At 65.5% G+C, this 17,234-nt stretch carries 5 protein-coding genes; 1 reads left to right on the forward strand and 4 read right to left on the reverse strand.

Annotated elements, in window-relative coordinates:
• Nucleotides 1-239: 239 nt before the first annotated feature.
• The gene (locus G335_RS0110135; RefSeq protein WP_018176676.1) at nucleotides 240-2,009 is read right to left on the reverse strand and encodes an EAL domain-containing protein; all 1,770 of its coding nucleotides are present in this window, start codon (nucleotides 2,007-2,009) and stop codon (nucleotides 240-242) included.
• Between the two features lie 408 nt (nucleotides 2,010-2,417).
• On the reverse strand, nucleotides 2,418-11,060 hold the full coding sequence (locus G335_RS0110140; RefSeq protein WP_018176677.1) for a GH36-type glycosyl hydrolase domain-containing protein: 8,643 nt from the start codon (nucleotides 11,058-11,060) through the stop codon (nucleotides 2,418-2,420).
• An 805-nt stretch (nucleotides 11,061-11,865) separates the two neighbouring features.
• Between G335_RS0110140 and G335_RS0110145 the strand changes: the two genes are divergently transcribed.
• On the forward strand, nucleotides 11,866-14,487 hold the full coding sequence (locus G335_RS0110145; protein ID WP_026304819.1) for a PAS domain-containing sensor histidine kinase: 2,622 nt from the start codon (nucleotides 11,866-11,868) through the stop codon (nucleotides 14,485-14,487).
• Between the two features lie 99 nt (nucleotides 14,488-14,586).
• Here the strand turns inward: G335_RS0110145 and G335_RS0110150 are convergent, their stop codons facing one another.
• Together G335_RS0110150 and G335_RS0110155 are read right to left on the reverse strand one after the other, a co-directional pair.
• Nucleotides 14,587-16,326, reverse strand: a complete 1,740-nt coding sequence (locus G335_RS0110150) for an EAL domain-containing protein (RefSeq protein ID WP_018176680.1) — start codon at nucleotides 16,324-16,326, stop codon at nucleotides 14,587-14,589.
• A 381-nt stretch (nucleotides 16,327-16,707) separates the two neighbouring features.
• Nucleotides 16,708-17,214, reverse strand: coding sequence for a transposase (locus G335_RS0110155; protein ID WP_018169921.1), 507 nt, complete (start codon nucleotides 17,212-17,214; stop codon nucleotides 16,708-16,710).
• Nucleotides 17,215-17,234: the final 20 nt, after the last annotated feature.

Below are 17,234 nucleotides of genomic sequence, written 5' to 3' on the forward strand. Positions count from 1 at the left end.
ACGAGACGGGCCGTCCGCGCTGTGGAACTCGCATTCAGTCCGGAGACAGGAGAGATCATGACCGCCAACGAACTCGGAAACGCCGCCGGTGACGCCCTCGACCGCATGGGTACCTGCGCAGAAGCGGGCGATGGCACTACCTTCTCCAGGAGTGCCCTTGCCAGAATCTGGAGCGGGCAGGAACGGCTGCGACAGAAAATGCGGAGCAGAACCTCGACGAGCCCTGCTCACCGCAACGGCTAAGGGCGCGGCCCTGCCTTGCGCAATAGCCGCTGAAAATCATCCAGTGGCAGTGGCGCGCTGAACAGGAAACCCTGGAAGGTATCGCAATCCTGATCGGCGAGGAGACGGCGCTGTGCCTCGGTTTCCACGCCTTCGGCAACGGTCGCGAGCCCCAGGCTCTTGGACAGGGCGAGGATGGCCGAAACCAGGGTGGCGTCATTGCCCGGTTGACCCATGTTGGCCACCAGCGATCGGTCGATCTTGATTTCCTGCAGCCTCAGCCGTGTAAGGCGAGACAGGGACGACCACCCCCGTCCGAAGTCATCCACCGACAAGCGAACGCCGAGGTCCATAAGCTGGCACGACCGTGCGATGGTCGCTTCACTGCTGTCGAGGGTCGCGCCCTCGGTCAGCTCCAGGGTCAGCTTTTCCGGATTGGCGCCAGTGGACTCCAGTGCCTGGCGGACCTGATCGATGAAATCGGCCTGCCGGAACTCCAGCGCACTGATATTGACCGCCAGGGTAAGTTCGCGGGTAGTGGGATCCTGCGCCCAGGCGGCGAGCTGGGCGCAGGCGATCTCCAGCACCCAGCGTCCGATGGGCAGGATCAGACCCGTCTGCGCGGCCATCCCGAGGAAGGCGCCAGGCGCCATCAATCCGTGTTTCGGGTGTCGCCAGCGGAGCAGCGACTCGGCCCCCACCACGCGCCGTGTTCCATCGAACCGGGGTTGGTAGTGCAGTTCGAGCTGTCCCTTGCTTAGCGCCTGGCCCAGTGCGTCCTCCAGGATGCCCCGGGCATCCAGCACTGCCTGCATGGACGGGTCAAAGAAGATTACCCGGTTACGTCCGGCCGATTTCGCCCGGTACAGGGCCAGATCGGCATGCTGGAGCAATTCTTCTTCGGCTTCGCCCGGACCGAACAGGCGCACGCCGATACTGGTCGTGCAGTGGAACGCGAAGTCGCCGAGATTGACGGGCTCGGCAATGCTTTGACGCAGTTTCTCGCCAATGCTCTGGGCGAGCAGGGCGGCGCTGTCCCGCGTCGGCCCCAGGCCATCCAGGATGACCACGAATTCGTCTCCGCCCATGCGCGCCACGGTATCGCCTTCGCGCAGCCCGGCACGCAGGCGCTGTCCCAACTCGGCGAGGAGCCGATCGCCGGCGTCGTGACCCCGGGTATCATTGAGCACCTTGAAATCGTCGAGGTCGAGAAACACGATCGCGCCGTAGAGGCCCTTGCGCTCGGATGCCGCCAGCGTCTGGGCCAGGCGGTCCAGTAGGAGCCGACGGTTGGGAAGGCCGGTCAGCGCATCGAAATAGGCCAGCCGGTGGATCTCTGCCGCGGCCTCGGCGCGCTCAGTGATGTCGAAGAACGCGATGCGCATGGTGGTCCCGGTGTGGGAGCGGTCCAGCACGCCGCATTGTAGTTGGGCCGGGAACTGTGAGCCCTCCGCGTTCTGGAGTAGAAGTTCGTGCTCCTGGGGTGCGTCGAGGCGGCCCGCCCACACGGCCGCGGCCCGTTCCTGCCACCGCTCCCGGTCGCAGGAAGCGATGAACTGGTCGAAGGAATGTTCAAGCAACTGTGCCTGGGTGAGGCCCAGGAGCCGGGTGGCGAGCTGATTGGCGTCGGTCAACCGGCCATCGGGCGCAAGGATGACATAGGCCACCGGGGCGGATTCGAAGAGATCGACATAGCGGTTACGCGATTCCTCCAGTTCATGCTGGGCCTGACGCAGGGTCTCGTTCTGCATCTCCAGTTCGATCTGGTTAACCCGGAGTTCGTGCACGAGTGCCTGGGTCGATTCGGGGGGCTCCCGGGAAGCGACCCTTGCGAGGCGGGCCTCCGCCGCGCGCCGCAATGCGTTCTTGGTCTGGTACTCATCCCTCATCTGGTACTCAAGCCTCATGGTATCGTCCCTGTCGCATTCGGGGTTCGGCACGCCTCGTGGCCGTCTGCGTGTACCACCAGGTGTAAAGATTCATCACAAACGATTCGACCGGACGCATGCAGATGGCAGGGCGGCGCGGTGTCCGCGCGGGGTCGAACGCTCATGCCCAACCCTGGCACCGACCCTCCAGGGGGTCTGTGCGCTAGCGAACACGCGGCCGGTTCAATGGGCGGTGCCATCCCTCCGGGCCGATGGGCCGGGCCGTGTGGGCCATGCGGCATCGGTGGCTGGTTGGTGTGGGCGCGATCACGCCTTTGTAACGAGATGGAGTTCGACATGATGCTCCTGGTGGTCGTCCACCAATGGGATGCGTGAATCCGGGCACTCGACACCGTCCACCGTCATGCGGGTCACCTGACCTTCGGGTTCCCCGGTCGGCCGGATGGTGATGTGGTAGACCGTCTCGCGGTAGCGGTAGTGGATGCGGTAGGCGTCCCAGTCCGCAGGGATGCGGGGCGTGATGCGCAGATGGTCGGCCTCCAGGTGCAGGCCCAGCAGGGTCTCGACCGTCAGCCGGTACATCCAGCCGGCCGCCCCGGTGTACCAGGTCCAGCCGCCGCGGCCGGTGTGCGGTGGGGCGCCGTAGATATCCGCGCACATCACGTAGGGCTCGACCCGGTAGCGTTCGATCGCCTCCGGGGTGCTGCCCTGGTGGATGGGATTGAGCATGGCGAAGAACTCCCAGGCGCGTTCCGTGTCGCCCATCCTGGCGAATGCCATCGTGGTCCAGATCGCGGCATGGGTGTACTGGCCGCCGTTCTCGCGCACACCGGGGATGTAGCCCTTGATGTACCCCGGTTCCAGGTCGGAGTGGTCGAAGGGCGGGTCGAGCAGCTGGATGATCCGCGCGTCGCGTCGCACCAGGCGCGTGTCCACCGCCGCCATTGCCTGGCGGGCGCGCAGCGGGTCGCCACCCCCGGAGAGGATCGCCCAGCTCTGGCTGATCGAATCGATCTGGCACTCCTCGTTGCTGGACGAACCCAGCGGAGTCCCATTGTCGAACCAGGCGCGCCGGTACCAGGCACCGTCCCAGGCTTCGGCTTCGATGTTGTCGCGAAGCGCTTCGGCCTGCGCGGTGCACAACTCGGCAAAGTCCGCGTCGCCGTGGTTGCGCGCGAGGTCGGCGAATTGCTCAAGGTTCTCGAACAGGAACCACGCGAGCCATACGCTCTCGCCCTTGCCCTCGTTGCCGACCAGGTTCATGCCGTCGTTCCAGTCGCCGCAACCCATCAGCGGCAGGTGGTGCTCGCCGAAACGCAGCCCGTGCCGAAGGGCGCGCACGCAGTGTTCATAGAGGCTGGCCGATTCCGACGAGGTCTGCGGCTGGTCGTAATAGGCCTCCTCGTCCGCATGGAGTTCGCGGCCCTCCAGGAACGCGATGGACTCGTCGAGCACGCCGGTGTCCCCGGTGGCTGCCACGTAGCGACAGGCGGCATAGGGCAGCCACAGGTAGTCGTCGGAGAACCGGGTGCGCACGCCCTGGCCGTTGGGCGGGTGCCACCAGTGCTGCACGTCGCCCTGCGGGAACTGGCGTCCGGCACAGCGAAGCAGCTGTTCGCGGGCCAGCCAGGGCGTGGCATGGACGAGCGCCATGGTGTCCTGCAACTGATCCCGGAACCCGTAGGCACCGCCGGACTGGTAATAGCCGCTGCGGCCCCACAGCCGGCACGATATCGTCTGATACACCAGCCAGCCGTTGGCCAGCACGTTCAGGGCGGGGTCGGGGGTGTCCACATGCACCGCGCCCAGCGTGTGATTCCAGAACTCCCAGACCGCTTCGAGTGCGTGGCGCGCGCCGGCGCGTCCGCCGAATCGCTGGATGTACTGGCGCGCCTCGTCGGCGTTGGCGGCCGCACCGAACACGAACACGATCTCTTGTTCCTCTCCTGCAGCCAGTTCGATCCGGGTCTGGAGCGCGGCGCACGGGTCGAGGCCGGGCCCGGTCTTGCCGGACAGCCGCTTACGGCGCATCGCCTCCGGGCTGGCCAGCGAGCGGTTGCGGCCAATGAATTCGTTGCGACTCCCGCTGATCCAGCGCTCGCGTCCGCCGACATGGGCAAACACCACCCGGTTGGCGCATTCGCGGCCGTAGGCATTGCGGGCCAGCAGCGCCCCGGTTTGCGCATCGGCTTCGGTGACGATGTGCATCATGTTCGCGTGCCGCCACTCGCCGAGCACCAGTTCCCAGTACCCGGTCAGCGACAGGCTGCGTGGCCGCTGCGATGTGTTGCTCAGTTTGACCCGCACGATCTTCACCGGCGCGTCCATGGCGACGTAGGTATGCAGCTCCGAGGCGATCTCCGATTCGGTGTGCTCGAACACGCTGTAGCCAAACCCGTGCCGGCATACGTAGCCGGATTGGCCGCGGGCTGGCAGCGGCGTGGGTGACCAGAACATCCCGGTCTCCTCGTCGCGGATGTAGAAGGCCTCGCCGCTGGCGTCCGAGAGCGGATCGTTGTGCCAGGTGGTGAGGCGGAACTCGTGCGCGTTCTCGACCCAGGTGTAGGCACTGCCGCTCTCGCTGACGACCGTGCCAATGTGGGGGCTGGCGATGACGTTGACCCACGGCGCCGGGGTCGTCTGGCCGGGCTCCAGGGTGACCACGTATTCATGCCCGTCGGGGGTGAAGCCGCCCAGCCCGTTGCTGAATACCCGCTCGCGTGACGCCAGCGGATGAACCGCTTCGGGGGTGGCAGGCTTGGCGGGTTCCAGCAGATCGGAGGCACGCGTTGCGGTCACGCGCCGGTCCACCGATCGGCCCGGCTTCGAGCGGCGCCGATCCACCGATCGTCCCTTGTTCGAGACCCGCCGATCCAGCGACTTGGCCGACAGCCTCCGGTCCATCTCTTCGCTCAGGGTCTTGGCCGTGTCGCTGAAGACGATCCGCGCCACCGTCTGCAGCAGGACCCGTTCGTCCTCGGTCAGTTCTTCGGCACGCCGCACGAAGACCCCGCCGGGGTGGTCGACGACCTGCGCCTCGGGTCCGGCGTGGATCAGCCCCATGATTTGATCCTGGAGCAGGGCGCGGTAGCCGGAGAAGTCCTCGTTCACGATCACCAGGTCGGCGGCCAGGCCCTTCAGACGCCAGTAGGTGTGGGCCTGCAGGATCTGTCTGACCAGGCCGATGCGATCCAGGCTGCGGATGTGCAACAGGACAATGGGCAGGTCCCCCGAGATGCCGAAGCGCCACAGCCCGGACTGGCCCAGCCGGTTGCGCGCGATGGTGGCGGGCTCGGTGCGGCGCAGGGCGTTGCCGTACACGACGGAACTGGCCAGGCGACCGAAGAGCTGGGCATCGACTTCGGTGGCATTGATGTGGCGCAGCACCTCCTGGCTCTGGAACCAGGCCATCTCGAATGCCCGCTCGACAAAGTAGCGGTCGCAATACTTTTCCAGCAGGGCCAGTGCGGTCTCGCGGGTGTCCACGGCCCCGGAGATGATCTGCACGCTGGCCGACTCGTCGGGCGCCAGGGTCAGGGTGCGGCGGATCGCGACCACGGGATCGAGCACCGGCCCATCCGTATTGGAAAGGGTCGCCTCGCTGTCCGGCTTGTCGAGCACCAGCGGGTTGGCGGCGCTGCGCCCGCGGCCGATGAAGCGGGCACGGTCGGTCTCGTAGGAGGGTTCGTCGGTTGTCGCACCCGGGGCCGCCATCAGGTGGAACATCCAGGGCACTTGTTCGCCCGGCGTGCGTGGGCGCCGCGTGCAGAGGATCGCCTGGCGCTCCGGCAGGATCTCGGTCTGCACAAACAGATTGCTGAACGAGCGGTGCGCGAGGTCGTTGTTCAACGGCGCCAGCACCACCTCCGCGTAGCTGGTCACCTCGATGTGGCGGGTACTGGACGACTGGTTGGTGAGGGTGACGCGGCGGATCTCGACATCGTCTTCGGGCGAGACACAGATCTCGGTGTGGGCCTCGATCGCGTGGTCGCGGCGGCGGTATTCCGCCCGCCCCTGGACGAAGATCGCCTCGTAGTGGTCGGCGGGGCGCAGGGTGGGCTGGTGGGCTGTCGACCAGTAGGTGCCGCTGTCGCGGTCGCGCAGGTAGATGAACGTGCCCCAGCCATCGGTGGTGGCATCCTCGCGCCAGCGGGTGACGGCGAGGTCGCGCCAGCGGCTGGCGCTGCCGCCGGCATGTGTCGCCACGACGTGGTAACGACCGTTCGACAGCAGATGAACCTCGGGCATCGGCGTGTCCGGGTCGGTGAACATGCGCATGATCGAACCGGTGTCCGCGCCGGAGGGTCGAGCGGCGGCACTGACCTCCGCGGCGTGCGGGTGCACGGTGGCGCCCTTCTTTGGCACCCGTTCCTGGAGCAGCAATTCGGTCGCCCGCACCAGCGGATCGGACATGAAACGGCGCTGCATTGGCTGATCGAGCAGGACATGGGCAAAGGCGAGCAGGCTCATGCCCTGGTGATGCGCCATGAAGGAGCGCACAACGGCATGCGGATTGCCGTGCGGCACCCGGGTCGCCGTATAGTCGATCGCCTCGTAGAACCCGTAGGCGCCGAGGAATCCCTGATCCGCCAGGTTCTGGAGGTTACGGCAGGCGTCCTGCGGTGCCACGGTCAGGGCCAGGGCGCTGGCGTAGGGTGCGATCACCAGGTCATCGCCCAGCCCCCGCTTCAGGCCGAGGCCGGGCACGCCGAAGGCGCGGTACTGGTACACCTGATGGAGATCCGTGGCGCTGTAACAGGACTCGGATATACCCCAGGGCACTGCCCGTTGACGGCCGTATTCGATCTGGCGTGCCACGGCCGCCTTGCCGGTCTGGTCCAGCAGGGTATTGGTGTAGCTCGGCATGATGAGCTGCGGCATCAGGTACTCGAACATGGAGCCGCTCCACGAGATCAGGCTGATGTCGCCTCCATGGCGAGTCAGCAGGCGGCCGAGCGTGAACCAGTGTTTCTGCGGCACCTGTCCCTGCGCGATGAGCAGGAAACTGGCCAGGCGGGCTTCCGATGCCAGCAGGTCGTAGCACGATGGGTCACGCCGCCGTTCGGTGACGTCATAGCCGATGGCCAGCAGGTCGCGCGGCGCGTCGTAGAGAAACTCGAAATCCATCGTCGCCAGTGCGCTGCAACGCCCGATCAGGTCATCGATGCGGTCGATCTGCGCCCGGGCCCCGCCACCTCCAGTATCCGCCCGGGCCAGTTCCGCCCGCGTCGGGAGGCCGTTGTCCGGCCACGTGGCGGGAACCAGCTGCGCGAACTCCTCCTGGAGGGCCTGGGCCTGGCGCTGGAATGCCTGCGTCCAGGCATCCAGTTCAGGGTCGATCTCGGTACCTGGCGACGGCTCCTCGAGGAGCATGCCCCCGAGTCGGTGAAGTTCGCCGAGCGCACGGGTGGCGGCCTCCAGGGTCTGCGGGGGGCCGTTCAGCATCAGGGTGCGCAGGGTCTCCTGCAGCCGGCCGACGGTTTTCGTCAACTCGGGCGCGGAAGCAGGGGGCAAGTGTTCGGCGAGCACCTCCAGGGTGTCCTGTAGGCCCTGCCACGCGTTCGCGGTCAGTATCGGTTGGTGTTTCAGTTCCTCCAGGCCGGCTTGCAGGGTCAGCAGGCTGCCGGCCAGGTTACCGCTGTCCACCGACGATACGTATTGCGGCTGGAGGGGTTGCAGGGTGCGGGTGTCGTACCAGTTGTAGAAATGCCCGCGATAGCGTTCCAGCTGCTCCATCGAGCCCAGGGTGTTGCCGATGCGTTCCAGGCATTCCCCGGTCGTGAGATATCCGAAATCGACCGCCGCCAGATCGGCCAGTAGCGCCATGCCCATGTTGGTCGGCGAGGTCCGCGTGGCGATGGCCGGGGCGGGGGATTCCTGAAAATTGTCGGGTGGGAGCCAGTGATCTTCGGGGCCGACGAAGTCCAGGAAGTAGCGCCAGGTACGTCGGGCCACGGCCCGCAGGAAGGCCCGCTGATCGGCGCTCAGGTCCGGAGTGGAAACGATTAGCGGCCGGCTGATCCACCAGCCGATCACCGGCGCGATCAGCCACAGCAGCAGGATTGGGGCGGCAGCAAGCCAGACCGCCGCCGGGCTGCCGGTCAGGGCCAGTAGCACGCCCAGCACGACGGCAAGGCCGGGTGCGCTCGCCATCTCCCGGAAAAAACCGGCCGGCGTCTGGCGGGCGTTGCGGCGCGCGTACGATGGCAGGTACCACAGCAGCAGACCGCTGCGCGTGTACAGCATGCGGATGCCCGAGTGCAGGATCGCACCCACGCTGATCCGCGCGTCGTAGGGCAGGAAGGCCAGGGTCAGCAGGGCAAGCAGCAGCGGCCGGCCGGTCGACCGTCCGGTCAGGTTCAAGTGTGGCGCCCAGTCGCGTCCGGTTGGCTTGTCGATCAGCTCGATGATGCTGGACAGCAGGGTGGGCAGGAGCACCACGGCCACGACCAGCAGGGTCCACAGCCACGCTGGTCCCAGCAGCCAGCCCCCTGCAAGCAGGAGTACCAGCGCGGGCGCGACCAGGCTGCGCCGCAGGTTGTCGAACAGTTTCCAGCGCGACAGGGCCGAGAGCGGGTTCGGCTGGCGCGGTCCCATGGATCCGTCCGGGCCGGGCGGCCCCGGTACCCGCGGGCGCAGCCAGCCTGCCAGTTGCCAGTCGCCCCGTATCCAGCGGTGGCGCCGACTGGCCTCGATGGCAACACTGGCCGGGTGTTCCTCGATCAGTTCGATATCGGTCACCAGGGCCGACCGCGCATACCCGCTTTCGAGCAGGTCGTGACTGAGGATCAGGTTCTCCGGAAAGCGTCCGTCGACGGCCTGGCGGAACGCATCCACGTCGTAGATGCCCTTGCCAATAAACGAGCCTTCGCAGAAGACATCCTGGTAGACGTCCGACACTTCACGGGTATACGGGTCGAGGCCGGACTCACCGGCAAACAATCGGCTGAAGTGCGACTGCTCGGCGCTGGTCAGGCTGATCATCGCGCGGGGCTGGAGGATCGCATAGCCCTCCACCACGCGGCCCTTGTCGGGGTCGTAGATCGGGCGGTTGAGCGGATGCGCCAGATTGCCGATCAGGGCGCGGGCGGCGTCGCGCGGTAGCTGGGTATCGGTATCCAGGGTGATGACGTACTGGATCGACGCGAGCACGGACGGATCGCCAACAAGATCGGAGAAGGCGGTCAGGGCTTCGCCTCGCAGCCGCGCATTGAACTGCTCCAGCTTGCCGCGCTTGCGCTCATGGCCCATCCATATCTGCTCGAACGGATTCCACACCCGGGGCCGGTGGAACAAGTAAAAGATGCAGGGGCGATCGTCGCTGTAGGTCTGGTTGAGTTGTTCGACTGCACTGCGCGCATGGGCGAGCAGGGCCTCATCCCCGGGCATGGTTTGTTCGGGCGCGTCGCGGAAGTCCGTCAGCAGGGCGAAAAACAGGTTGGGGTCACGGTTCCCGAGGTAGCGGATCTCCATGGCTTCGAGCAGATCATCGACATCCTGCGGACTTCCCAGCAGGGTGGGTACGACCACCATGGTGCGGTGGCGGTCGGGAATCCCGTGGGAAAAATCCATGCGGGGCAAGGCCCGTGGTGGAAGAACGCGCGTGTACAGCAGGTTTACCAGCGCGATCGCCAGCGCCGAGGCGGCGATCAAGAGCGGCAGCGCAAGCAGCCAGTTCCACCCGGAACCGGCGCCGAAGAAGCCTCCAAGGGATGCCGCACCCCCTGCGATGAGGAGCGTGAGCAACCCAATGGGCCCCAGATACAGGGGCAGGCTGTGTTCCCGGAACACCCCGCGGATGCGGGATCTCCACGAGGGCCGATAGCCCACTGCCTGCTCCAGGTCCGGACGTCCCCGGTCGACCAGGTAGTAGCCCACATGCGCATTGCGGTCGCGGTGGTTCTGGTGTGTGGCTGCCGCTTGCGCCAGACCGATGGCTTCGTGCGCGACGGTCGGTTCGCTGCGGCCGCTGTGGCGCGCCACTTCCTCAATGACGTGGCGATACCGGTCGCGGGTCGCGAAGTCCTGGCCGGCGTAGCTGCCCATTGGATCCTCGCTCAGGATCCGTTCCACTACGCTGAGTGACTCGACATACTGCTTCCAGTCCATCGAGGAGATGAACCGCAGGCTGCCGATGCAGTTGGCGATGGAAATCTGATTGGCTGCCGCCGTGCGTCCATACGCCTCGGACAACCCGGTAGTGGTGACCCCCTGTTCCTGCAACCGTTGCTCGACCCAGGTCTGCACGAAGGCCATGGACGGCCCCTGCGCCTGGAGCCGGCCGTAGAACTCCTCCACAAACGGCGCCGTCAGCGGCACATCGGCACTGGCAAACTCGGCCAGCAACTGGATCAGCTGCGCGGGTTCGCGTTCGGCGGCCGCGAGCATGCGGTCCGCCCAGGTGATGGCCGCGTCACGTTCCACGCGACGCTGGGCGATGCGCACCCCAACGCGGCGCAGGTTCTCCAGCAAGGCCAGCTGGAGCATGATCGGGAACGCCCACAGCTCACCCAGTTTCAGGGGCTCGACGGTTTGATAGGCGGCGATCATCTCGGTGGCGTTGTCGCGATCGACCCGCCCATCCATGTGCGAGATCAGTCCCAGCGCCAGGTCGTAGATGCGCGGGAAGCCCGCCGAGGGGCCATCGGCCAGGTGCGGCAGCTGCCGGCTGTAGCCGTCGGGCAGATGGCGTCGTGCCATCGCGATCTGCTGCTCGATCAGGTAGAAGTTGTCGAGCAGCCACGCCTCGTCCGGCACGATTCGCTGGCCCGGTACTTCGGCACGGGTCGCGGTGATGACATCGTAGGCCGCGATCAGGACCTGTTCATTGTCCGCCAGGCGCGGCAGCAGCCGGTCCGGTCCGGGGCGGGGATCGATACGGTGCTGCTCGGCCAGCGTGACCGCATGCCGCTTGAGCTGCTCGACGCTCAGAAGCTCCGAACGCAGCAACTCGGTGTCGCGGTCGTGGCGAAGCGCCTCGCGCGTACGCGAGGAAGATCCGAACGCCTTGATGTCGATGACCTTCTCCTTGTCCGGACGCAGGTGGGTCAGGGCCGGGCTGGCCTACCCCGTCGTAGGCAACGACTTCAGTCTTGCACCTTGCGTCAGCGCCGTATGTTCGCCAGCGCACGGTTGCCTGGCGTCAAACGTGATCCAGCGGGAAGTCGAGGCCGCCAGCCTGGGCAGGGGACACGGATGGCGTGAGGGGCTCGGTTGGAGCGGTCGGATCAGGCCTGGACCCGGTATGAAGTCACCCCGCCTCTGGGGAGGGGGTCCAGGGGCGGGGAGCGCAGCACGGCTGGGGGAAGGGGGGGTTCCCGAATGGTGGGTGCGGGAGAGTGCTCTCAGGTGCTGAACGCTATGGCGCTTGGGCAGGAGGTGGACTTGATGCATTGGTCAGCGCCGCACTTGGCAAAGAGGAGAAGTGGTTTCGACCGCGCGACCCACATGCCTGACGTGGCGCCTTCTTCGTCTGGCCCCGCACCCGATCGGCGACCCGCTGGAGGTGCGGTTTAGCCTGGGGCCTGACCTGCCTGACACTCGCTCGGCTCGACTGGAACTCGCAGCGACAAAAAAGCCCCTTGCAAACGGCCCGCGGGAACGGGGTCGAACTCAAGCGGAGTACCATCAACGACTTCAGAGGTCCGCTCGTGCGGCGTGCCCCAAACCAGCGAGTTTCCGAAAATCCGGGGTGGTTCATCCGCGGGGGTGCTTGTTGGTCAATGCGTATTTGGCTTGAAGGTAGTTGGACGCAATGACGAACATGGAGGCTTCAGAGCCGCGGAGCTGGGTCCTGGCCGCGACGGTGTATTCCGGCATGGCGCTCATCCTGGCGACCGAGTGGGTGACGCAGCTCGGCTTTGCGCACGGATTTCTCTACATACCGCTGATTGTGCTGGCCTTCTATGCCGGTGGTGGTCGCTTTCTGGCATTGGTGACTGCATTGGCGGTGGCGGCGATCTGGGTCGGGCTCCTGCTGTCGCCCCCCGCGCCAGAAGGTTTTTCGATGGACTATGTGCTGGCGAACCGGCTGGGGGCTACGGCCGCTGTGCTGGCGGTGTTCTTTGTCTTTTACTACCACCAGTCCGTCTTTGCTCAGGAACGCAGGGGGCTGGAATGTCTACGCGACGAGCGAGCGCGCTACGAGCAGATTGCGGACGTGATGCCGATTCAGGTCTGGACCGCTGGACCGGATGGCGAGCTGGACTATGTCGGGGCCCAGTTTGCGCGCTTTTCCGGGGCTTCCAAGGAGGATTTTCTGAGCGCCTGGCGCGACTGTCTCCACCCGGACGATCGCGACCCCACGCTCGAGCAATGGGGCCGGGCTGTGGCGACAGGAGAGCTCTATCTGCGCGAGGTGCGCCTTCGCCGTGCGGATGGCGAGTACATCTGGCATTTGGCCCAGGCGATTCCGGTGAAGTCGGCGTATGGCGTCGTCCAGCGCTGGCTGGGCTCGGCCATCGAGATCACGGCGTTACGACAACTGCGCGAGGAGGCCCGGGCGCTGGATCTTCGCCTGCAGGATACCGTCGAGAGCATCACGGACGCGTTCTTCACGGTGGACCGGGAGTATGGGCTGACCTACGCCAACCTCAAGGCGAGGAGCTTGCTCGGGTTGCCGGGTGGACCGGAAGAGGCCCGTTCCATCTGGGGCAAGGGGCGATTCTCGCCGAGTGACCCGTTCGGAGTGCAGTTTCGCCGGGCGATGCGGCGAGGGGGGGCGGTTACCTTTCAGGCCCATTTTGAACCCCGCGGTGTGTGTCTTGATGTGCGGATTTACCCGTTTCCGGACGGTCTGACCGTGTACCTCCTGGATGTGACCGAGGAGCGCAAGCAACAGCAGGACCTCAAGCTGCTGCGGGCGGCGATTTCGCGAATCAACGATATTGTCCTGATTACGGAAGCCGAGCCGATTGAGTACCCGGGGCCGCGGATCATCTTTGCGAACGAGGCGTTCGAGCGACGTACCGGGTACACGCTCGACGAAGCCATTGGAAATACGCCACGCATGCTCCAGGGACCGGGGACGCAGCCTGCAGAACTGCGCCGGATTCGGCGTGCTCTGGAGCAGTGGCGCCCGGTGCGGGCCGAGCTCCTGAACTACACCAAGAGCGGCGAGGAGCTGTGGTTGGAGCTGGATATCGTGCCCTTGGCCGACGAGACGGGATGGTTTACCCACTGGGTGTCGGTCGAGCGCGATGTCACGGCGAAACGGGGGCTGGAGCGCGAGCTGATGAACGCGCAGCGGATGGAGGCGACGGGGCGGCTGACTGGTGGTCTGGCGCATGATTTCAACAATCTGTTGACCGTCATTCTGGGCAACGTCGATCGACTCGCAGAGCATGTGCCCCAAGGGTCGCAACCGGCTCGGCTGCTGAGGGTCATCGAGCAGGCCGCGGAACGCGGCCGGAACCTCACGCAAAGCCTGCTGGCCTTTGCCCGACGCCAGACCTTGATGCCCGAGAGGCTGGATTTCCAGGATCTCCTCGAAGAGATGCGGCCGATTCTCGAGGCCTCGCTCGGGCAGCAGAGCCGACTGGTCATCCTGACCCCGAATGAATCAATCCTGCCGGTGCATATGGACCGAAGTCAGCTGGAGAGTGCCCTGCTGAACCTCGCCTTCAATGCTGCCGATGCGATGCCGGAAGGGGGCGTGCTGGAGATCGGGATGCGCAACGCGGACGGTGACGCTGCTGTGGGTGAGCTCGACGCTGACGCAGGCGACGGCGATTTCCTGGTGGTAACGGTGCGGGATACGGGCACCGGAATGTATCCGGACGAGCTGGACCGTATCTTCGAGCCATTCTTTAGTGGCAAGGCGACGGGGCAGGGCAGCGGCCTGGGTCTGAGCATGGTGTTCGGTTTCCTCCAGCAGTCGGGAGGGTCGATTCAGGTCAACTCCGAGCCGGGGTCCGGGACCACCTTTACCTTGTTATTGCCCGCCTCGAGCGAACCGGCCGACTTGATTGTCGAACCCGTACCGGACGTGTTGGACAAGGGTTGGGGGCAGGTCATCCTGATCGTCGAGGATCACCCCGAGATCCTGGAGCTGGTGACGGGCATTCTCCGCGAGGCGGGTTTTCAGACGTGCGAAGCTGAGGACGCCGACACGGCGATCGAGATTCTCCGCAGCGATGCGCAGCTCGATCTGTTGTTGTGCGATGTGGTGCTGCCGGGCTGTTTGTCGGGAACCGATGTAGTCGCGCAGGCCTGCGAGGTGCGACCGGGCCTGCCCATCGTCATGGCGTCCGGCTACACCGGTGACGAGCCGATGGTTGGCAATCCGTCCGGAAGCTCTGCACCGGTGCTACGCAAGCCCTATCGCAAGGCACAGCTCCTGACCGCCATCCATCAGGCGCTGCACAAAAGGGTCTGAGTAGTGGGCGAGCCGCAGTCATCGGTGAGCGAGTCCCGCCGCTGATGGTTTTTGAATGCCGAAGGCGCTCTCTCCGTTCAGGCCGTTTCAATGTGGCGACTAGGCTGGATCAAGTGCCGTTTCTTCGCTCGCGGGCGCAAGGGTGGCCGTAAGCGGCTTGATCTGCGAGAAGTGGACATCCATCAGGCTGTCCACTTGGGTATGTTCGACCGGCTTGCCGAGCAGTGGACCCTGGAGTTCGTCGCAGCCCAGATGCACGAATTCGCCGAGTTGCGTGGGGTTCTCGATCCCGGCGCCAATCACCGATAGTCCAAGGTCATGCGCCATCCGCACGATGGCCTGGATGGAGCGCGGGTCTTGCAGCTTCCCGGAGGCGTAGCACAGGGCCTTGGCATCCAGCTTGATCGTGTCCAGGGGGAGGGTGCGCAAGTGGGTGAGTGGCACATGTTTGCCGTGGAAGCTGTCTACAACACAGCGCATGCCGGACGCTCGCAGATGGCGCAGATGCCGCAGTTGCCGACCTTTCAAGGACATCACGTAGCGTTCGTGGATCTGTAAGCCCAGTTGTGCCAGGGATAGGTCATGGGTCCGCAGCTGCCGCGCCACCTCTCCAAAGAAGGTGTGGTCATGCAGCATGTGAGGGTGCAGGTCCAGATAAACGACGGGCTCGTAACCCTTGGCTTTCCACTCGGCCAGACGTTCCACAACGTCCTCGACTACCCAGCGGGCAAAATGCTGGACCATCCCCGCGTGTTCGATCAGCGGCAGGAAACGGCTGGGCGGGATGAGTCCCCGGATGGGATGGTTCCAGCGGGGCAAGGCCTCGAGCTTGAGGAACTTGCGGCTGCGCAACTCGAGGACCGGCTGATAGACCACCTGGATTTCCTGGTCCTCGATGGCCTTGGCGATCTCGCCCAGCAGTTGCGTGTCGCCGTGCCAAGAAGGGGCGGGTCCACCGGAGTTCAGATCGGACTCGGCCGTCAGGGCCTCGCGCGCACGCGCCAGCAGGCGGCTTGCGGCGTCGCTCATGTTGGAGAGCGGGGCGGCCGTATCGCCCATGCCGGGGCTCGCTGCGAGCGGTTCCATGCGTTGGCTGACCGTGCTTGAGACCAGCTCGGTATGAATCTCGAGGCCGTCAATCTGGAGCGGGGTCTCGCGGACCGAGCGCAGTCGCTCGGTCTGCTCGGCGGGGTTCCAGGGTGCATGCGAGCTGTTGACTACGGAGAGCGAGTCCGGGGCCGAACGACTGACAAAGGTTCCCGCGGGCATCACGAGGCGGATGCGCTCCGCCAGAACCTGCATGACTTCATCCATGCGCCGTGTGCCGAAGCGCTGCTGCAACGCCTTGAAATTCGCTACCCGCACCTCCGTGACATTCGCGTACTGGTCGCGGCCGGTTGTGCTGCTCAGCAGAACTTCCACGTGTTTCTGCGCAGAGTCGTAATCGGGGTCGCCATTTTCCGGATTGAGCCCTCGCAGCAGGTTGACGCGGCCCTCGAGGTTACAGACCGCGCAGGAGAGCATACCGACCAGCACCCCGATCACGGTCAGCCACGTGGCGCGGATGCCCCAATCCAGCCAGAGCCAGGCGTGTTCCGGCGCTAGGGTCAGGGCGGAGTAGGGAGCGATCAGCGCGGCCGCAACCAGAGCTGCGAAAAAACCTCCGTAGATGCCAAACGCCAGGGCTGCGAGGATAACGGGGGCAAACAGGAATAGCGTGAAGGTGCCCTGCTGGCTGTCGTCGACGTAGAGAAAGGCCAGACTACTGACGAACACCAGGACCACGAGCGCCGCCGACTCTTTCGGGTTGCGGCGCAGGGCGTGGACGAGGTCGGTCATCCCCGAGAGCGAGGGGTTCCAGTCGCGCAGGCGCTGGACAGGGCGTAGCCAGGGTTTCATCGCCGATATCCCGTTCCACGTGGGGTCGGCCACAGGGGCAAGTCGACCCAAAGTGGAGCAAATAGGTGCTGCAGGGGGGCAGTCCGGTGGGCATGGCGCTTCGTGAACCATGCCGGCAGCCGACGTATGCCACCCACCTGAGTGTGAGCTGCCGGTGGTCTGGGCCTGACATGGGTGCGGTGGATGGCGCGTTTCCTCGAGTCGCGGCTAGGCATGTCGAGTCTCCGTGTTTCCGAATGCTCGTCCTGCTTCCAGCATGTTGCCGCCGCAGCCAATCATCCAGGCATGTTTGTCCCAGTCTGGTGGGATGCCCTTGGCGCATTAGGCACGGTCCATGGGGACGGAGGTTTCCGGACGCGGGGAGAGCGCGAGGGGATCGCCCAGCCCGGCTGCCACCGGGTCGCGCAAAAGGACCGGATCCTCGACCCGCCCGGGCTTGAGCGTCAGGCCGGCGCCTTGTAGCGTCTGGTTCACTCGATCATGCAGTGAGTCGAGCAGTCCAAGCCCGTCCAGCGTGTCTCTGAATTCGTTGATCCGTTTGCCTTCGACCGATGTTTCGGTCCCGCAGAAGGCACAGAAAAGGGGAATTTCGTACAGGGCTTCTTCGACTGCCGGGTCGGTATAGGTGAACCACTGTTGCAGGCAATGGATGCGCAGGTGGGTGTTCAGCCCTGCCGGGAAGTGATCCTCGGCAACGCCGGCATCGATCAGCTGCTGGATCAGCGTCTCCCACGGAAGCAGGCGTTCGATTCGGTCCAGAAAAAGCGCACGATGGGTCATGCAGGCCGGGTCATCGGTCAGCGGGCGGGGCCAAGTGAGCAAGGCCATCGGTTTGGGTTCCTCGAATG

Origin of the sequence: Thioalkalivibrio sp. AKL8 (assembly GCF_000380525.1) — a bacterium.
In the GTDB taxonomy this organism is placed as follows: Bacteria; Pseudomonadota; Gammaproteobacteria; order Ectothiorhodospirales; family Ectothiorhodospiraceae; genus Thioalkalivibrio; species Thioalkalivibrio versutus.